The organism is Alteromonas sp. KUL42 (assembly GCF_006538325.1).
Lineage (GTDB): Bacteria > Pseudomonadota > Gammaproteobacteria > Enterobacterales > Alteromonadaceae > Alteromonas.
This window is the reverse complement of the sequence record NZ_BJKK01000006.1, coordinates 1-18,681: the sequence shown is the minus strand read 5'-3', so window position 1 is coordinate 18,681 and position 18,681 is coordinate 1. Positions and strand designations below refer to the sequence as shown.

The following is an 18,681-nucleotide window of genomic DNA, read 5'->3' as shown; positions in this document are numbered from 1 at the left end:
CACTTACATTTCAATTGCATAATAAAATCACAGCATAGACTGATCTGGAACATATCTCCAAGCAGAAATCTCTTTGCAATTCCAAACATTAACCAAGAAAATGCGTATACTACCAAAGGGCATAACGCATCTAACAGCATACGGAAATGGCACGCTGTTTAATCTACATATGTCTTTGAAAGGTTAGTCGTTAATTTATTTATTGTTTTGGAAATAGCATGAGTCAACTCAACACCACACGTACCGTTCGAATTGCAACACGAAAAAGTGCGCTTGCACTTTGGCAAGCAGAATATGTGAAGGCCAAACTATTGGAACACTACCCTTCAATGGTTGTTGAATTAGTGCCAATGAGTACCCAAGGCGACAAAATTCTTGATACCCCTCTGGCTAAAATTGGCGGTAAAGGGCTTTTCATTAAAGAGCTAGAAGTGGCCATGTTAGAAGGTCGCGCCGATATCGCTGTTCACTCAATGAAAGATGTGCCTGTTGAATTTCCAGAAGGATTTGGTTTGCACGCTATTTGCGAACGAGAAAACCCTTATGACGCATTCGTCTCGAATAACTTCGACAGTATTGATGCATTGCCACAGGGCGCCGTAGTCGGCACATCGAGTTTGCGACGCCAATGCCAAATTAGAAAGTATCGCCCAGACCTTATGATTAAGGATTTGCGCGGAAACGTTAACACGCGTTTGGCTAAGCTTGATGCTGGTGAGTACGACGCTATTATTCTTGCCTCTGCAGGCCTTATCCGCCTAGAAATGGCTTCTCGAATTCGCATGCCATTAACGGCTGATATTTCACTTCCTGCCGTTGGACAAGGTGCGGTAGGTATTGAATGTAGAAACGATGATGAGGAACTCATTGCTTTACTTCAAGCATTAAACCATGACGATACAAACACCCGCGTAACCGCCGAGCGTGCGATGAACGAACGTTTAGAAGGAGGATGTCAGGTGCCGATTGGTAGTTTCGCGACATTGGATGGCGACAGCTTAACGCTTACAGGTATGGTAGGTAAGCCCGACGGAACTGAATTGCTTTTTGCTTCTGCCACCGCACCGCGAGAAAGCGCCACATCAATAGGCATTGAAGTAGCTGAAGCATTACTTGCGCAAGGCGCGGGCGATATCTTAAGAGCCTTGTACAACTGAGTTTCAAAAAGGTTTATCTGATGCTGTTGTTTACGCGCCCACTACCCAAACTCAATGTCAGTGCCGCTGCCTTTGAGCAAGCAGAAATTGACGCTGTGGGTGTTGCAACTACTGACATTGTGTATGTAAGAACAGAAAGCGATGCTGCTCGTCAGTTTTTACGTGATAACACCGTGGATATTGTTATCGTCACCAGTGTTTATGCTGTGGAAACAGCTGTGGCAAGTGTTGCTAAAAGTACAAGCCAAGCGCTTCCTATATTCATTGCCGTTGGCGATGCAACGGCGCGAAAGCTCCGCTTTGGATTAGCCAATATTAAAGGTGCCACCGTGTTAACGCCAAGTACTCATACGTCTGAGGGTATATTGGCAATGCACCAATTTGATGATGAAAACGTGCAACACGTCGTTATTATTAAAGGTGAAGGAGGCCGTGACGCTATTGAGCAGGGGCTTCGCAACAGACATAAACAACTTGGAAAAGTGCTAGATATCAGTATTTTTTGCGTCTATAAAAGAGAGCAACTTTCTAGCCCTATTTCAACAAAATACTGGAAAATAAGCGACGTTAGCGGCATTATCGCAACAAGCGAATCAATGGCGATGCAATTGTTAGCGTACTTCGGTAACGCACTACTTCCATTACCTTGGGTGTGTGTTAGTGAGCGCATAGCAGCGTCGTTAATTAAAATGGGGGCAACGCGGGTTTCAGTGTGTTCGCGGGCCACCGATCAGGCACTGATTGCCTGGGTAAAGGATAACTGGGAGTATTGAATGGCTAACGATAAAGAGAGCACAACGAAAGATGAAGTGTTATTGAGCGACAGATTGAGCGACAAAACACAGAACGATGTTGTCGACACCTCGCCAAGCACTTCAGACACTTCTTCAACCAAAGGGAAAAAACCAAAGTCCTCAGGTAATGGGTTGCTATGGTTTGTTGTATTAATACTTTTTGCCAGTGTCATTGCTATGGCTGGTGCAGGCTATTGGTATTATATGCAACAGGTATCTACAAGTCAGACTATCACCGCAGCACAGCAAACCAATACTGATCAAATTAAGGCAATTGAAAGTGAACGCGCGACGCTATCAGCTGCGCTTCGCGATGCGACTAAATCTAATAGTGAATTAGAAAAAGCCATTACCGAGCTGCAAACACAAAATGCAAATTTGGCCCTTCAAACAGAATCTGCGTTGGAGCAAATTAAAAATATGGAAGGTCGCCGTCCCGCAGACTGGCTTATTGCTGAGGCGGATTATTTAGTTCGCATGGCGGGACGTAAATTGTGGCTAGAGAGTGACGTTCGTACTGCCATATTGTTGTTAGTAAACGCTGACAAACGTTTAAAGTCATTAGCAGACCCGTCTGTGCTTCCCGTTCGCGCAGCACTGGCAGAAGACATTCAAACGCTACAACAATTAAACCCTGTATCACAAAGCTCAGTTGCCCTTGCACTTAGCGGCATGATTGCGCAAATTGATAAACTCCCCCTTGATACCTTCGAAAAACCAAAAGCTGTTGATGCCCAAGACACCACACTGTCTAACTCAACTGACGACTGGCAAGACAACCTCGCGAAAGTATGGCGCTCATTGGTCGATGATTTTCTTACTATCAAGACAATTGAAGGGCCTGTTGAGCCAGTATTATCACTAGAAGCACAGTTTCTAGTCAAAGAGCAATTACGCCTTCAATTAATGCACGCACAAACTGCTGCGTTGCAAAGTGATGCCGGGTTGTACAACCAGTCGTTGCAATATGCACAAACCTTGTTGATTGAAAAATTTGATACGCAAACCAGTCAAGTAAGTGGCTTTGTGAGTGCATTACAAAACTTACTAAATACGGATGTTTCGCGCCCTATTCCTAGCGAACTCGCCTCGCAACAACCTTTGGAACGCTTACTGGACAGTCGTGTTAAGCAAGTATTTGGTCAAGGAGCAAGCGTACTATGAGATGGTTAGCAATTGCTCTTGCGGTATTAGCCGCATTTGTCGCAGCACTAATTGTTGGCCCAATGTTACTTGGTGACCAAGGGTATGTGCTGTTTAGTTTAGGTAGTACCGCTGTTGAGATGAACATCATCAGCTTTGGTATTTTACTTATTGGTGCATTGGTCGCATGGTATGTACTATCACGCTTGGTGCTGTGGGCATTAAGCCTGATAACCGGTTCGCATAAATGGATTGGTGCGTTAGGTGCACGTAAACGCCGCCGAGCGTTTTATGATGGCTTACACGCCATGGCGTCGGGCGACTTTGAGACTGCACAAAAAGCCCTAAGTAAAACCACCAACGGTGATTTTGAAGGGGTAAACTATCTTGCGTCTGCTCAAATTGCATTAACCAATAGTGACTTACCCAAAGCCCGTTACTTTTTAGAGCAAGCAATAGAATTTTCTAATGCGCTAGTGCCAGCAACCATCATGCAAGCGCGTATCGATATTACAGAGCAAAAGTACACTGATGCGCTAGAGAAGCTTGAAGCGCTAGATGAACAATTCCGTGACAACAAACAAGTTGTTCAGCTAAAGGCACAAATTCTCGCCAAGTTAGGCAAATGGCAGGTACTTCAAGACAATCTTGGGCAGTGGCGAAAGGCTCTGCCGAAGGACGCTTATATCAGTTGGTCACAGCGTATTGCGAAAGGGAAATTTGCTGAAATTGCCAGTAAACAAGGTGCGGTTGAGCTCAAAGCGTATTGGGAAACCTTGCCTCGAAAATTGCGTCACGATGACGCTTATCGCGCTGCGTACGTTCAGCAATTGCTCGATCAAGGTATGCATGCTGATGCACAAACCTTACTGGTCGAGTGGCAAAAGCGCGGGCGAAACGCAACATTATTTCCGCTTTTTGCCCAGTTGAATTTACCAGACTCTTCACCTTCACTACGCCTGCTTGAAAGCTGGATAAAGCAGGATGAAAATAATGTGGCGCTTTATTCAACACTGGGTCAAGTGGCGTTCAACTCCGGTGACGATATGTTGGCAGAAAAAGCACTGCTAAAGGCCACTAAATTGAAAACCCGCAAGGATGATTTACTGTTGTTGTCCGCTATTAACGAACGCAATCAAGATTCGGTCACTGCACTTAAGTTTTTCAAAGAAAGCCAACAGTTACCGCAATAAGCGATTACTTTTATCCACCACACGGCAATGACAACATTGTCGTGTGGTGTCGCATTTCAATATCATCAAGCCAAAGCAATAATTTGATCTAGGGTTGTCAAACATCACGACTTAAAGATATAGTAAAAAGCAAGTTACTTGTCGGAGTGCTTCACTGGATATCCAGTAAGCTGAGACCGCGAAAGCGGGATCCGTTGAACCTGATCAGGCTAATACCTGCGAAGGGAACAAGAAAATATAACGTACTAATACCATGAATATTTCTGCTACTCAGTTGATGATGAACAACTGAAACAATAGAAATAGGTATCGATAGGCGACCACGGTCAAACGGTTTGTTGAATGCGGTTAAGAAGCAGTAACTAGCATTTACATGAATCATTTTTTCGCTGGGCATATCGTTTAACGGTAATCACGGTTTAACGGCAATCACGCTCACGTTATATTCTCCTTCACTCCTGACAAGCATTTTTAAACCTAAACACTTAAGGCCAAAATGCTATGTCGACTCGACGTAAACAGCGCGAACAAGCGCAACAATTTATCAATGAACTCGCGGGTGAAGCATACCCCAACTCTACTCGCTACTACGAAACAGGCAGCCGCGAAGATATTAAAGTGGCCATGCGCCACATCCACCAGCACGACAGCTTGGTAGGAGGTACAGAAGAAAGCCCACTGTTTCAACCCAACCCAGCTATTCCCGTATACGATACTTCAGGTCCTTATGGCGACCCAGCCGAAACCATTGATGTACATAAAGGGTTAACGCCACGCCGTCAGCGGTGGATAGACGAACGCGGTGATACATACTCACTTGACGGTGTCTCTTCTACATTCGCCAAAGCCCGTCAAAATGATATTTTCACCGAAGATTTTCGCTTCATAAGCGAGCGAAAACCACGCAAAGCCAAGCTAGGCAAAAATGTGACCCAACTCCACTATGCTCGCCAAGGTATTGTTACCCCTGAAATGGAGTACATCGCTATTCGAGAAAACATGGGAAGGCAAACGATCAAAGATGCGGAGTTAACGCAGCAGCATAACGGTGAACACTTTGGCGCCAACTTGCCAGATACGATTACACCTGAGTTTGTACGCCAAGAAGTAGCAGCAGGTAGAGCCATAATCCCATGTAATATCAATCACCCAGAGCTTGAACCAATGATTATTGGGCGCAACTTTCTAGTAAAGATTAACGCCAATATTGGTAACTCTGCGGTTACGTCGTCCATAGAAGAAGAAGTGGAAAAACTCGTTTGGTCTACGCGCTGGGGAGCAGACACCATCATGGATTTATCTACAGGTCGCAATATCCATGAAACTCGCGAATGGCTTTTGCGCAATAGTCCTGTGCCACTGGGAACTGTTCCCATCTATCAAGCACTGGAAAAAGTTAACGGTGTTGCAGAAGCCCTAACATGGGAAGTATTTAAAGACACCCTTATTGAGCAAGCAGAGCAAGGTGTGGATTACTTTACTATTCACGCAGGCGTGTTGCTTGAGTATGTGCACCTAACAGCTAAACGGGTTACGGGTATTGTATCCCGTGGTGGTTCAATTATGGCGAAATGGTGTTTAAGCCACCACAAACAGAGCTTTTTATACCAACACTTCGCTGAAATCTGTGAGATTTGCACACAATACGATGTTGCATTGTCATTAGGTGACGGGTTGCGCCCTGGCAGTGTTGCCGATGCAAACGATGAGGCTCAATTCTCTGAGCTACGCACCCTAGGCGAGCTCACTAAAATTGCTTGGCAATACGATGTTCAAGTAATGATTGAAGGCCCAGGTCACGTGCCTATGCACATGATTAAAGCCAACATGGAAGAGCAACTGAAACACTGTCACGAAGCGCCGTTTTACACTTTAGGCCCATTAACGACCGATATAGCACCAGGCTATGATCATTTTACCTCAGGCATTGGCGCCGCCATGATTGGTTGGTACGGCTGCGCCATGTTGTGCTACGTCACGCCTAAAGAACACTTGGGGTTACCCAATAAAGAAGACGTCAAACAAGGTCTCATCACCTACAAAATTGCTGCACATGCTGCTGATTTAGCGAAAGGCCACCCTGGCGCGCAAATTCGAGACAATGCCATGTCAAAAGCCCGCTTTGAATTTCGCTGGGAAGATCAGTTTAATTTGGCACTCGACCCACACACAGCGCGTGCATACCACGATGAAACCTTGCCACAGGCATCAGGCAAAGTTGCACACTTTTGCTCTATGTGCGGCCCTAAATTTTGCAGCATGAAAATTTCACAAGAAGTACGCGATGTTGCAAAGCAAGCTGAACAAAAAAATCAGGGCATGCAAGACATGGCAAAGGCCTTTAATCGTTCAGGTGCCGAGCTTTACCACTCAACAGACAGTAAGGTAGAGCTGCCATGACAACCCCGGCAATACCAAGCCCTGTTGTATGGTGTGTCGGCGGCGTAGATTCAAGTGGTGGCGCGGGTATAACCCGCGACATCACAACCCTAACAAGCTTAAACATTCACGCTTGCGCCATCACCACACTGCTTAGTGCTCAATCTCATACAAACCTGCTGCGCAGTGAGGGCACTACATCGAATGTATTTAACACACAGTGGCAAGTACTTGAAAACGACTTACCACCCAATGCCATAAAAATTGGTGCGCTGGCAAATGACGAACAAGCTCACACTATCTGCAGCAACATTCAGCGCCTGTCTTCACCCCGCCCTTTTATAGCGTGGGACCCTGTGTTCATTACCTCATCGGGCGGTCATTTAAGCCATCTGGGCAGTTTGACTCATACTGCGATTACACAGTTATTGCGCACGGTAGATGTGGTTACTCCCAACATAGAAGAACTTGCTGCACTATCTAGGTTACCCATCACCGATCAATCCTCTTTAGTAGCGGCAGCGCAGCAGCTTATATCACTGGGGGCAAAAGCGGTTTTGGTGAAAGGAGGTCATGCGCACTGGCAAGATGACATGGTAGACGTATTACTCACTAGCGAGCAGATAGTTTACTTTACTCTATCTACACACAACACAGTATTACTCAGAGGTACAGGTTGTATGCTAGCCAGTGCCTGTTGTGGCTTTGTGGTCAAAGGCTATAGCCTTATTGATGCGGTGACGCTAGCTATCGCTTATGTAAGAGAGACTCGCTCTTTAGCACTACGCAGCACCGGCGACTATTTTGTTGCAAGCATAAACGGGTTTCCCTCTAACCCCGATGCGTTTCCACGTTTGACTATATGCGCAAATACACAAATAAACGGGCACGTTGCCCCTAACATAAACGACGATGTTTCATTTCTCCCGCTGCTTAACCCCAACCTTGGTCTTTACCCCGTTGTCGATAGTGTTGCATGGATAAAAGCACTGCTGCCCACAGGCATAAAAGTTATTCAACTTCGTATAAAAGAAGGTTCAAAGGATGAAATTAGGGAACAGATCGCTAACGCCGTTCAGTTAACAAAACACTCCCAATGTCAGTTGTTTATTAATGATCATTGGGCATTGGCCATAGAATTGGGTGCCTATGGGGTGCATTTGGGGCAAGAAGATATTGAAACAGCTGACCTTGATGCTATCCGAAAAGCAGGATTACGCCTTGGTATATCCACCCACGGCTATGCGGAAATTCAGCGAGTTAAACAACTCAATCCGTCTTACATTGCGTTAGGTCATATTTTTCCCACTACCACTAAAGTCATGCCCTCGAAACCACAAGGGTTACAACGACTAGCCAATTATGTGCCTTTGTGTGGTGACATTCCAGCTGTTGCAATCGGCGGTATAACACAATCTAGAATTAAGCCCGTAAAAGCCACTGGGGTACAGGGTGTTGCCGTAGTCACGGCTATTACCGAAGCGAGTGACCCGCTGCACGCCTGTAATGCGTTGATACGGGAGGTAGAGCATGCTTAGTAGTAGCGAAATAAGACGTTACAGCAGGCAGCTCATGCTGCCTCAGATAGAAGAAGAAGGCCATGAGAACATTGCAAAGTCTCATGTCGTCATAATAGGGCTAGGTGGTTTAGGTAGCTTAGCTGCGCGTTTTCTGGTTGGTGCTGGCGTAGGGAATGTAACACTTGTTGACGGTGACATCGTAAACATCAGTAACCTACAACGCCAAGTAACCTATAACGAAATGCACTTGGGAGAGCTTAAAGCGAAAGCCCTACTCAATGAATTAAGGAAGGTAAACCCATCTGTAAACATCAAAGGTAAATGTATTTATGCAGACCGTGATAATTTACCGTGCATTATTCAAAGCGCTCACTGCGTGCTCGACTGCACAGATACGCTAGCAGTTAGAAAGCTAATCAATCAGGCCTGCTTTTTTGCCCACAAACCGCTTTTTATCGCCGCAGCCAGCGGTTGCACATGGCAAGCAGTAAACCTTCTTCCGAATCAATCCAATGCGGGCTGTTATGCCTGTTTAACCAACACCATAGAAGTGCGAGAAGACTGCGTAACTCAAGGCGTTTTAGGTCCTGTGGTGGGCATGGCTGCCTGCCACCAAGCCACACAAGCATTACTGTTTTTAGCCAAAGGCAACAACGCAGATATTAAATGGGGCCAATACATCCATTGTGACGCCGCACAAAGCACTATTCGCGCTTTTGCTCTTACGCGCTCTATTCACTGCAAGGTTTGCCAATGACACAAATTAATATTTTCGTAAACGACACGCCTATGTCGGTTATATCACCAATATCGATTGCAGAGCTAATTGCTCTGAACCAACTCGACGACATCGGCACTGCCATCGCCCAAAATCACACCATCGTAAGTAGACCCGACTGGTCAAAAACCTATTTGAATAGTGGTGACAAAGTCGATGTTTTTACACTTGTCGCAGGAGGTTAACATGCTCACACTCGCCAACCATCAATACACATCAAGGCTACTGACAGGAACGGGAAAATTCAGCAGTGTCGATAGCATGGAGCAAGCCCTTGTGGCATCGAGCAGTAATATTGTTACTCTTGCCATGAAACGCATATCCAATAACAGTGAGGGAGATAGCACCCTCAAAGTGTTGCGTAAACTCGGTGTAACCTTGCTTCCTAATACCTCTGGCGCTAGGAATGCAAAAGAAGCGATCTTTGCGGCTGAACTCGCTTTTGAAGCCATTCAAAGCCGCCTGATCAAACTCGAAATTCACCCTGACCAACGTTATTTACTCCCCGACCCCATCGAAACATTAATTGCAGCAGAAACACTAGTAAAAAAAGGGTTTACTGTACTGCCCTACTGCGGCGCCGATCCTGTCTTGTGCAAACGCCTTGAAGATGTTGGATGCGCTGCTGTTATGCCGTTAGGTGCCCCTATCGGCAGTAATCAAGGGCTTCAAACTAAGCCGTTTTTACAAATAATCGTAGAGCAAGCCCATGTGCCCGTTATTGTTGATGCGGGTATTGGAAAGCCCAGCGAGGCCATGGCAGCAATGGAGATGGGAGTGGATGCCGTACTGGTCAATACTGCCATCGCCACCGCAAGCAACCCAACCTCCATGGCAACAGCGTTTGCGAATGCCGTTGAAGCGGGAAGATTAGCGTTTGAAGCAGGGTTTGGTATAACGCGCTCTCAAGGGATCGCATCTAGCCCGTTTACTGCGTTTTTGGAGGATGCATTGTGAAAGTAGCGCAAACCTTATTGCAGCAAGACCTTTCACACATTGCCTTGTCAGTGAACAGCAAGACTGCGAGGGATGTCGAGGTGGCGTTAAGTAAAAGTGTGCTGAATTTAGACGACTTCATGGCACTTATTTCCCCGGCGGCAACACCTTATTTGGAAAATATGGCCACACGTGCGCACACATTAACACGTCAGCGCTTTGGCAATACCATGCAGTTATTTGTGCCTTTGTATCTTTCTAACTTATGTGCCAACGAGTGTACCTATTGCGGCTTTACCATGAGCAACAAAATTAAGCGCACCACCCTTTCTATAAACGAAACCCTTGAGGAAATAAACGCAATTAACACAATGGGGTTTTCGCAGGTACTGCTAGTAACCGGTGAACATGAGAGCAAAGTGGGTATGCACTACTTTGAGCAAGTTATTGATGCCATTCGCGATAACGTTAGTTATTTAATGATGGAAGTACAGCCACTCGATTGCACAGAATACGAAAAGCTAAAAACACTGGGGCTAGACGCCGTACTGGTTTACCAAGAAACCTATTCTCCCAGTTATTATAGCAACTATCATACGCGAGGGAAAAAACAGGACTTTATGTGGCGACTTGAAGCCAGCGACCGCCTTGGTCAAGCGGGTATCGATAAAATAGGTATTGGGGCGCTACTGGGCTTAGGCAACTGGCGTGTAGACAGTGTAATGACCGCGTTGCATGCACAAACTATCCAGCAACATTATTGGCAAAGCCGTGTGTCTATTGCTTTCCCTCGGCTTCGTCGCTGTGAAGGCAACAGTGAAGTTGGCAGTATAGATAGAAACCTAAACTTGCCGAACGAAAGGCAACTACTGCAGCTTATATGCGCACATCGCATCTACAATCCTTATGCGGAATTAACCTTATCTACCCGAGAATCCGCTAAATTCAGAGATGGCGCGATGACACTGGGTATCACATCAATGAGTGCAGCATCACAAACACAACCAGGGGGTTACAGTAAGCCCACCCAAGCACTTAATCAGTTTGATATTGATGACAACAGAACCGTGAGCGAAGTAGTTAATGCCATTCACGCTAATGGCTTAGACACAATTTGGCAAGACTGGTTGCCCTTTCAGTTGCGGGATAAGTCGGTTTAACAAGTGCAATCAACAAATGCAAAAAGCGCTGTAAAATGCGTTATTTAAGTATTTTTAACACATTAGTTTTTCTATCATAAAAATAGAAAAAATATGTTTTGATTTCCCTGTTTTCACTCCGTACAATCCGCCCAAATTTTAGCCAGACCGAAAACTTCTCGTCTGGCTTTTTTCTCACATTTCCCTCATATTTAATTAGGGCTTATAAAGGACATTGCGTTGGATACCGTTGAATTTATTCAAATTCGTAGATTTATAGTGAAGCTAGGGAAAATGCTGCACAAATACGGTACGCCCGCATTTAGGCTAGAAGCTTATCTTGGCGAAGTAGCGACGTATTTAGGGGTTAATGCGTCATTCATTTCCACCCCTACGTCATTAACCTTTGTAATTTGGAGTAATCGTCACGAAGACGAGTACAACCATGCCGCTCGTCTTCTACCGGGCGACCTTGATATGAACGCGTTGTCGCTTACCGACGAATTAGCCAGTGAGCTACTAGCGGGCAAGCTAACATTAAGCGAAGCGGACAACCGCCTTGACGAAATAGATGCCATGGGAAGCCCTTACGGCAAAGTTATTACAGGTGTGGCTTTTGCTATGGCAACGGGCGCATTTGCCATGTTGATGGGTGCCAGTTGGAGTGAAATAGGTTGGTCAGGGGCTTTGGGTATTATTGCCTATATGTGGACACTATGGGCACAGCGCTCAAAACGGGTGAACCTGATGCTTGAGCCTGTTACTGCCTTTCTCGGAGGTATACTCGCCTGTGCCATCGGTAGTTATATCGACCCTGGCATCAATATACCCCTTGTAGTGCTGTCGTCAGTAATTGTGTTTGTGCCTGGTCTTGCGCTAACCATGGGCTTAGCGGAACTGTCATCTCGCAATATGGTGTCGGGCACTGCGCGCACCATGGATGCCATTATGCAGTTATTTAAACTCTACTTCGGTGCCTTTCTTGGTGTTTCTGTGGGCTTTAGTGCCTTTGGCGAAAACATTTATACCCCTGCAGAGTCATTGCCTTATTGGGCGACATGGCTAGCCGTTTTTCTGTTGTGTTTTGCCCTTGTTGCTATTTTTCGTACCCGTGTAAAACACATACCTTGGGCACTTGCTGCGGCATTTATTGCCTATAGCGCTACCGCGTGGAGTTCGGATTACATGAGCCCAGGTTTAGGGGCCTTCGTTGGCGCTTTTGCTTTAGGCATATTTGCCAATGCCTTTACCCGTATTGCCAACCAACCGGCCACCATAGTCGCTATGCACGGGTTAATTGTGCTGGTTCCGGGCTCTAAAACCTACATTGGCTTAAACTCTTTTATGACTGGGCAGGATTTCGTCAAAGCCGATCATCTAGGGCAAGAAGTGTTTTTGATTTTCATGTCACTGTTGGCGGGGCTTATTTTTGCCAACGTCGTCATGCCAACAAAAAAGGCGCTGTAAAAGCACCTTTTGGAATGTAAAACAGCTCTACTTCAGCAGCTTAATTAAGGCTCGCCCAAGTCTCGCGTTTAACGCACCTGCTGCAATGGCTTCGGCGGAGTTTTCCATAAACTTCGCCGACAAACTTCCACCAATTTGATTGGCAACTTCGTCTGTTGCTAAATCAAATATGCCCTGCGCAGCAATGTTTTGCGCCAGCACTTTAAGTAATTTCCAATTCCCTACTGTACTAGGTCGTAAGCCATAAACCCTAGCCATACGTCTTATGGTACGAAAACTTATCCAAATAACCGCAAAGGTTTGGATTAAATTGTTCGGGCTAATAAAGGCCACACTGCCTGCCGTTAACGACTCCTTATTAAGCACCTTTTGCGCCTTGTCTTGCACAGGCTTCAATACAACATCTTCATACAACCCTAACCTTTCTTTGGCAGTCATATCAGCTTGAATTTGTCGTTGGTACTGTGAAAAGCAATACGCCGCATAAGAGTCAGCTGAAAAGCGTTTACCGTGCTGCGTTAACGTACGCTCAACCTTGTGCACATCACTTTGAGCACTTGAATTCGTATACAAAGCGCGAATAGCGTTTGCATCAGACATAGCAGTATTCACTTGCTTGTAACCACGCCACTCTTTCGCACTCAGTAAACTCAGACAGCCAACAAAGCCCACTAACATAGTACCTAAAACTGTAGTGCCAATAGGGTGCTCAGCGACGTTGGCAACCAATGTGGTGTATGCTTCAAACACGAAAAAACCAATAAGAGAAAAGACCCCAAACCCCAAGGTAGCTGTGCCCAATGAAATACCTTTTGATGGTGTTTCTATGTCCCAATTATCGTCTTCAATTTGCTGAGGTAGCGCAGTTTCAGGCTGGGCAATATTTAACGTTTGTGTGGTAATTTTGGCTTTGTATTGAGGTTGCTCACTCATAACTATTCTCCTTTACCCAGTAAAAACTGCAGTAATCTGTCGATGCCTTTGCCCGCTAAGATACGTGCTTTAAAGTCTTGAGGAACGGTAACGCGAGGCACGGGAAAGTGACTGCCCTCTTCCATCTCTTTCAGTGTTCGCGGCAATGCTTCAAAGGTTGACTCTACATATTGACCTTCGCTATTTTTGTAACGAATGGCATTGGCATTTCCACCCTCGTCGGTAACCTGTAGCGCCGACACTAAGAAGTGCTCAAATTCTATGGGCTTATCGTTAAAGCGCGCCCTTGCACCTTCTGTAACTTGCGTCAGTAAACTCAGTAAGTTTTGTCGCTGGTTTGAAGGAATAAGATCGGCCTTTGTCGCAACAAAGGCCACACGACCAATTTGCTGCTTTTTAAGCACAGTACGTGAAAACCAACTACTCTGCCCATACACAAAGGTGTCGGCCAAATGACTTAATGTTTCTTTTAGTTGATAAAGATGCTGCCTGCTGTGATTAAGACCTTCAAACAAGTCGACCAATATGATTTGCTTATCTGTTTCTTTAAAAATGTTCTGCTTCAGCGGGGTTAACCACGCTTTTTGAAACGAACCATAATGCTTGTCGAAAGCCTTAAACCAAGGGTGGGAAATATCACTGGTTATACTTGACGGCAACGGTGTAAAGCCGAAATTCTTCCAATCAAAATCACTCGACTCCAATAAGAAGCTACCCGGTTGTAACAGGGATATACCGTTGGCTTTCGCTTCAATTAAGTAGTCGCGATAGGCGTTAATGAGCTGCGTTATTCGCTCTGGTGTTGGGGCTTGTTCGAAATCGAATTCATTGACAAACTGCTTCCAAGTCGTGGCAAAATACTGCTGAGGACCACTACTAAGTTGTGCCCACGCAGAGTCTGACCACTGTGCGTATGGCTTATTAAGCATGGGAATATCGGTGATCCACTCACCTGGGTAGTCAATAAACTCAAAAACCACGTCTGTGTGTGGTAACAAATGTTTCTTCAGAGGCCCTGTTTGCTTCAATCTAACAATAAGCTTAAACCCATAAGCCTCTTCGGTTGCTGAAGGCCATTCACCTAGCTTTAGTGCTTCGAGATTGTCCAAATGTGGGAAGGGTTGGTACCCATCAATGGGCGCAATGTGCATATCGAGTACTTGTGACGGAGGTAAATAACGCAGTAGAGGCATGCAGGCGTAACCTTCCTCACTGCGACTTTTTAACATCGTTATCAGGCTGGTAAACAACATAGATTTGCCGCTACGACTTAACCCAGTAATCGTAAATCTGTGGGTTTCTTTACTAAACACATCGGCCAATTTATCGCCCGTAAGCGACGCTACAGCTCGTGTCTTATCAAAAATCGTTGCGATATTTTCTTGCATATGAGTGATGTTGTTCCTAGTACTTCCGCTACAAGGCTTAACCTGCTAGTAGTTTAAAACTAGCAAAACCAGCCCCAAATAAAGAAACTGCCAGCATTATATAAATGTGGTCACTAAGCAAACAAATGCAAGGGTAAGCAGGCGCTTTGCCATCTAAAACGCAATATCAGCGCGTTAGCACGAAGCAATATTTAGTGCTCACGGGTTAATCCGAACAACTTTTTCTTAATACGATTTTTGCTTGAGTGCCAATGATTCTTGGGCTTTCGCGGTGCATTCTCTATAACGTGTTCAAAATCGATATCCGCTTTAGCGGTCGGTGGAACATGGGCACAAAAGAATGTATCAATTTGTGACTGCGCGAGTATTTTGAGACTTTCGCGGTATTGGTTGGGATGACAAAGTGGGTATGGGGGAACTAATTCACCTTTCACTTTCACAAGTACATCAGCAATGTAGGCTTGCTTGGTAGGTAAATGCACCAAGGACAAATCGTGATCAGTATGGCCCGGCGTGTACATGACTTGCCAGTCATGAAATTGTGGTAGTCGTTGCCCGTCTTTAACTATCAAGTCAGGTGCTAAAATTGGGTTGTACCATACCGGCGCTTTATGTTTGCCTATTCGGCTAGCAACCCACAACGTCAGTAATAAATCGATACTATGCGCTGTGCGCCCAGCTATACCCGAATACCAATTTGACGCTTTGGGGTGGGCGGCAACCTGTGCGCCGGTGCGGCCTCGAAGTCGCATAGCACCACCAGCGTGATCAGGGTGCATGTGTGTTACCACAATTAGCTTCAGGTCATTCAAAGGCCGGCCAAGCGTCTGGGTAATATAGTCGCACACCATATCGACATCGGCCCTGCTACAGCCATCAAGTAACAGCAACCCAGCATTGTCTTCAACTAAATATATGTGCTGAATGTAACCTGACAGTGTATGTAATTTCATAAAAAGACTCTTCGCTAACTGCCAGCATACTAGCAAAAACTAGCTGGTTAGACCAGATTCAGCGAACAGTTGTAGCATTAAGTTTTTTAACCACATTAACCCCGGCTCGCCTTCTTGTTGGGTATGCCAATATAAGTGCGTTTCTAATGCAGGTAGTCCATAAGGCAATTTAAAGCTTATGAGATTTTCATCGTGCACAGAGTCGGCCACAGACCCGGGTAAAGTGAGTATTGCCTGCGTTTTAGATACCACGTCAGCCGCTGCGCGGTAGTTTTGACAGCGCCATATTGACGGTCGACTTACCCCCAATTGCTGAAGTGCAATTTCCTCTACGGATGGTCCCTTAGCACGGTTAGAAACCGTGATATGGCGCGCCTGCAAGTATTTCCGTTTATCTAACGCATTGACCAGCGGATTGTACTTACTCATTAGGACGCGGTAATTGTCGCGGCGTAGTAGTGAGTGCGCTATAGGAGCGGAAATAGCCCGCCCTATATCTATAACCAAATGCAAGTTTCGGTTACTTAAGTCTGCCAACATACTGTCGCGATGAAGTCGTGTACTTACAATCTCAATATTAGGGGCTTGTTGCTCTAAGGTGGCGAGTAACGTAGGTAAAACGCCAAGTTCTAACGACTCTTGCATAGCAATAACAAATCGCTGATGACTTTGCTGTGGATTAAATACAGTGAACTCACCGAGTGCTTTTCTAATATCACCGAGGGCTTGCAATATGGCAGGTGCAAGACGCTCACATGCCGCCGTTGGCAACATGCTTTGCTTTTCCTTTACAAAGAGTGGATCACCCAAAATATCGCGAAAACGCCTCATTGCATGGCTAACTGCAGAAGGCGTTATATGCAGTGTTTCAGCAACACGTGTCATATTTTTGTGTTGCCAAAGCGCTTCAAAAACTTTGAGTAAGTTAAGATCGAGCTTTTCAAACTGTCTACTTTCGAGCAACGCGTCACCCTCTTAAAGGAAATATTCACCACCATAGCAATGAATAATATTCATAACATATTGAGATTATATTTCATTTCATTCATTAAACAACTTTCATTAGTATGCTTATTAGACAAAACACTACGCTTGCTTATAGAAGCTAACTGATAAAAAGGTGCCCTATGGATTTTTCTCATAACGACAAGACAAAAGCCTTGCTAGACAAACTAGATGCTTTTATTGAACAGCACATTGTACCTATTGAAGACGAAGTGTATGACTTTCACCACAAAGAGAATAATCACGGCGACTGGAAAAACTGGAAATTGCACCCTGGAACTGAAGCCCTTAAAGCAAAAGCTCGCGAAGCTGGGCTTGCAAATTTGTTTTTGCCCGATGCAGAGTTAGGCCAAGGTTTAACCACCTTAGAATATGCGCCTATGGCTGAGCGCATGGGCCGTTATATTTTCGCACCAGAAATATTCAACTGCAACGCACCTGATACGGGAAACATGGAAGTACTCTATCACTTCGGCAACGAGGCGCAAAAAGAGAAATGGCTGAAACCTTTACTTGCTGGCGAGATCCGCTCTGTGTTCGGCATGACTGAGCCGGATGTCGCGTCCTCTGATGCCACCAATATGGCCGCCACTATTATTGAAGATGGTGACGATGTGGTCATTAACGGCAAAAAGTGGTGGTCTACGGGGCTTGGTCATCCCAATGCAGCCATTACTATTTTTATGGGTTTATCTAACCCAGAAAATGACAAGCACAGTCGTCACAGTATGGTTGTGGTTCCCCTTGATACACCGGGGATCACCATAAAGCGTATGCTGGATGCTTACGGCGATTATGATGCTCCCTATGGTCATGGTGAAATGCACTTTGACAATGTTAGGGTTAGTAAAGACAACCTAATTATGGGCTTAGGTAAAGGTTTCGCCATTGCACAAGGTCGCTTGGGCCCTGGTCGAATTCACCATTGTATGCGCGCTATTGGTATGGCAGAAAAAGCGTTAGAACTTGCCCTTAAACGCGGTCACGAGCGCGTAGCATTCGGCAAGCCAATTATCCGTTTAGGGGGTAATTTAGAGCGTGTAGCCGATGCGCGTATGGCCATCGAACAGGCGCGATTGCTAACGTTACATGCCGCATGGAAAATAGATAACCTTGGCGTAAAACACGCCATGACAGAAATTTCTGCTATTAAGGTGGTGGTACCTAATATGCTGCAAAGTGTTGTTGATATGGCGCTTCAAATTCACGGTGGTGCAGGTATGTGCAGTGATTTCCCACTGGCGCGTTTTGCTGCTGGTGCGCGTTCATTGCGCTTGGCTGATGGCCCAGATGAAGTGCATAAGGGAATGGTATCTCGGTTAGAGCTAAAGAAATACCAGTAACCATATACATGAAAAAAACGCGGTGCTTGTTTCAGCACCGCGTTTTATTTTACCAACTAATTGTTATCTTCTTTACGCTGTTTAATTTTTTGATTAATAGCATCAAGCTTTACAAAGCTTTCGAATAACTCCGGATGCGTCGCAATTAGCGCGGCAACGTGTTCGTAGCTCTCTTCACGTGTTTCCTTGGTTAGAAATAGAGCATCATCGTTACTTGCCAAGCGCCCTAAATCAATAGACATTCTTGTATTGTTTGTTGAGGTATTACCTGCTGCCTGTACCATTAACGCACGGAATGATTTTAGATACCGAGGCTCACACTCTTTGCGAGCAATCTGACTGCCTATAGGCTTAACAGTACTACAAATCATGTCAAACTTCGCTACTTCATTAATGCTGTTGTAAAGTTCTAAGAATGCAAAACGCTGTTGTTCAAACGCGCGCACTAATTGCGGCGTGGTTTGTTGACCGAGTACTTCAATGTGCTCAATGTCTTTTTTATCTAACTGTGCAAATGCTTGGCTACTTAAGCTAGCCAATACCACTAACGCCA

General features: G+C 45.4%; 17 protein-coding genes and 1 riboswitch. Of the genes, 12 read left to right on the top strand and 5 right to left on the bottom strand.

Annotated elements, in window-relative coordinates; genetic code table 11:
* The first annotated feature begins 218 nt into the window (after positions 1-218).
* The 11 genes from hemC (at position 219) to EYR97_RS10190 (ending at position 12,506) form a co-directional block, all read left to right on the top strand.
* The gene (hemC, locus tag EYR97_RS10240) at positions 219-1,157 is read left to right on the top strand and encodes a hydroxymethylbilane synthase (RefSeq protein ID WP_131093727.1); all 939 of its coding nucleotides are present in this window, start codon (positions 219-221) and stop codon (positions 1,155-1,157) included.
* 20 nt (positions 1,158-1,177) lie between these two features.
* Positions 1,178-1,930 (top strand): uroporphyrinogen-III synthase, encoded by a 753-nt coding sequence (locus tag EYR97_RS10235; protein ID WP_131093726.1) that lies wholly within the window; start codon positions 1,178-1,180, stop codon positions 1,928-1,930.
* Positions 1,931-3,115 carry a uroporphyrinogen-III C-methyltransferase gene (locus EYR97_RS10230; RefSeq protein ID WP_131093725.1) on the top strand — a complete coding sequence of 395 codons (1,185 nt, stop codon included), beginning with the start codon at positions 1,931-1,933 and terminating at the stop codon, positions 3,113-3,115.
* Complete coding sequence (locus EYR97_RS10225) at positions 3,112-4,287, top strand: heme biosynthesis protein HemY (protein ID WP_131093724.1); 1,176 nt, start codon at positions 3,112-3,114, stop codon at positions 4,285-4,287. The genes EYR97_RS10230 and EYR97_RS10225 overlap by 4 nt, the downstream gene beginning before the upstream one ends.
* A 132-nt stretch (positions 4,288-4,419) precedes the next feature.
* A riboswitch (TPP riboswitch) is annotated at positions 4,420-4,531 on the top strand.
* A 257-nt stretch (positions 4,532-4,788) separates the two neighbouring features.
* A complete protein-coding gene (gene thiC / locus EYR97_RS10220) occupies positions 4,789-6,687 on the top strand; it encodes a phosphomethylpyrimidine synthase ThiC (RefSeq protein ID WP_131093723.1) in 1,899 nt (632 codons plus the stop codon).
* Complete coding sequence (thiE, locus tag EYR97_RS10215; RefSeq protein ID WP_131093722.1) at positions 6,684-8,204, top strand: thiamine phosphate synthase; 1,521 nt, start codon at positions 6,684-6,686, stop codon at positions 8,202-8,204. Before thiC ends, thiE begins: the two co-directional genes overlap by 4 nt.
* Positions 8,197-8,943, top strand: coding sequence for a HesA/MoeB/ThiF family protein (locus EYR97_RS10210; RefSeq protein ID WP_131093721.1), 747 nt, complete (start codon positions 8,197-8,199; stop codon positions 8,941-8,943). The genes thiE and EYR97_RS10210 overlap by 8 nt, the downstream gene beginning before the upstream one ends.
* Complete coding sequence (thiS, locus tag EYR97_RS10205; RefSeq protein ID WP_131093720.1) at positions 8,940-9,149, top strand: sulfur carrier protein ThiS; 210 nt, start codon at positions 8,940-8,942, stop codon at positions 9,147-9,149. Before EYR97_RS10210 ends, thiS begins: the two co-directional genes overlap by 4 nt.
* A gap of 1 nt (position 9,150) precedes the next feature.
* Positions 9,151-9,921, top strand: a complete 771-nt coding sequence (locus tag EYR97_RS10200; protein WP_131093719.1) for a thiazole synthase — start codon at positions 9,151-9,153, stop codon at positions 9,919-9,921.
* Positions 9,918-11,060, top strand: a complete 1,143-nt coding sequence (thiH, locus tag EYR97_RS10195; RefSeq protein ID WP_131093718.1) for a 2-iminoacetate synthase ThiH — start codon at positions 9,918-9,920, stop codon at positions 11,058-11,060. Before EYR97_RS10200 ends, thiH begins: the two co-directional genes overlap by 4 nt.
* Positions 11,061-11,279: 219 nt before the next feature.
* On the top strand, positions 11,280-12,506 hold the full coding sequence (locus EYR97_RS10190) for a threonine/serine exporter ThrE family protein (RefSeq protein ID WP_131093717.1): 1,227 nt from the start codon (positions 11,280-11,282) through the stop codon (positions 12,504-12,506).
* 27 nt (positions 12,507-12,533) lie between these two features.
* On the opposite strand, the gene EYR97_RS10185 is transcribed toward EYR97_RS10190, so the two are convergent.
* The 4 genes from EYR97_RS10185 to EYR97_RS10170 form a co-directional block, all read right to left on the bottom strand.
* A complete protein-coding gene (locus EYR97_RS10185; RefSeq protein WP_131093716.1) occupies positions 12,534-13,439 on the bottom strand; it encodes a YcjF family protein in 906 nt (301 codons plus the stop codon).
* A gap of 2 nt (positions 13,440-13,441) precedes the next feature.
* Positions 13,442-14,827: a YcjX family protein gene (locus EYR97_RS10180; protein WP_131093715.1), complete on the bottom strand. Its 1,386-nt coding sequence runs from the start codon at positions 14,825-14,827 to the stop codon at positions 13,442-13,444.
* Between the two features lie 191 nt (positions 14,828-15,018).
* Positions 15,019-15,780, bottom strand: coding sequence for an MBL fold metallo-hydrolase (locus EYR97_RS10175; protein WP_131093714.1), 762 nt, complete (start codon positions 15,778-15,780; stop codon positions 15,019-15,021).
* 39 nt (positions 15,781-15,819) lie between these two features.
* Positions 15,820-16,743 carry a LysR family transcriptional regulator gene (locus EYR97_RS10170; protein ID WP_131093713.1) on the bottom strand — a complete coding sequence of 308 codons (924 nt, stop codon included), beginning with the start codon at positions 16,741-16,743 and terminating at the stop codon, positions 15,820-15,822.
* Between the two features lie 164 nt (positions 16,744-16,907).
* On the opposite strand from EYR97_RS10170, the gene EYR97_RS10165 reads away from it, so the two are divergent.
* Positions 16,908-18,128 carry an acyl-CoA dehydrogenase family protein gene (locus EYR97_RS10165; protein WP_131093712.1) on the top strand — a complete coding sequence of 407 codons (1,221 nt, stop codon included), beginning with the start codon at positions 16,908-16,910 and terminating at the stop codon, positions 18,126-18,128.
* Between the two features lie 56 nt (positions 18,129-18,184).
* Here the strand turns inward: EYR97_RS10165 and EYR97_RS10160 are convergent, their stop codons facing one another.
* Positions 18,185-18,673, bottom strand: coding sequence for a hypothetical protein (locus EYR97_RS10160; protein WP_242634987.1), 489 nt, complete (start codon positions 18,671-18,673; stop codon positions 18,185-18,187).
* Positions 18,674-18,681 lie beyond the last annotated feature (8 nt).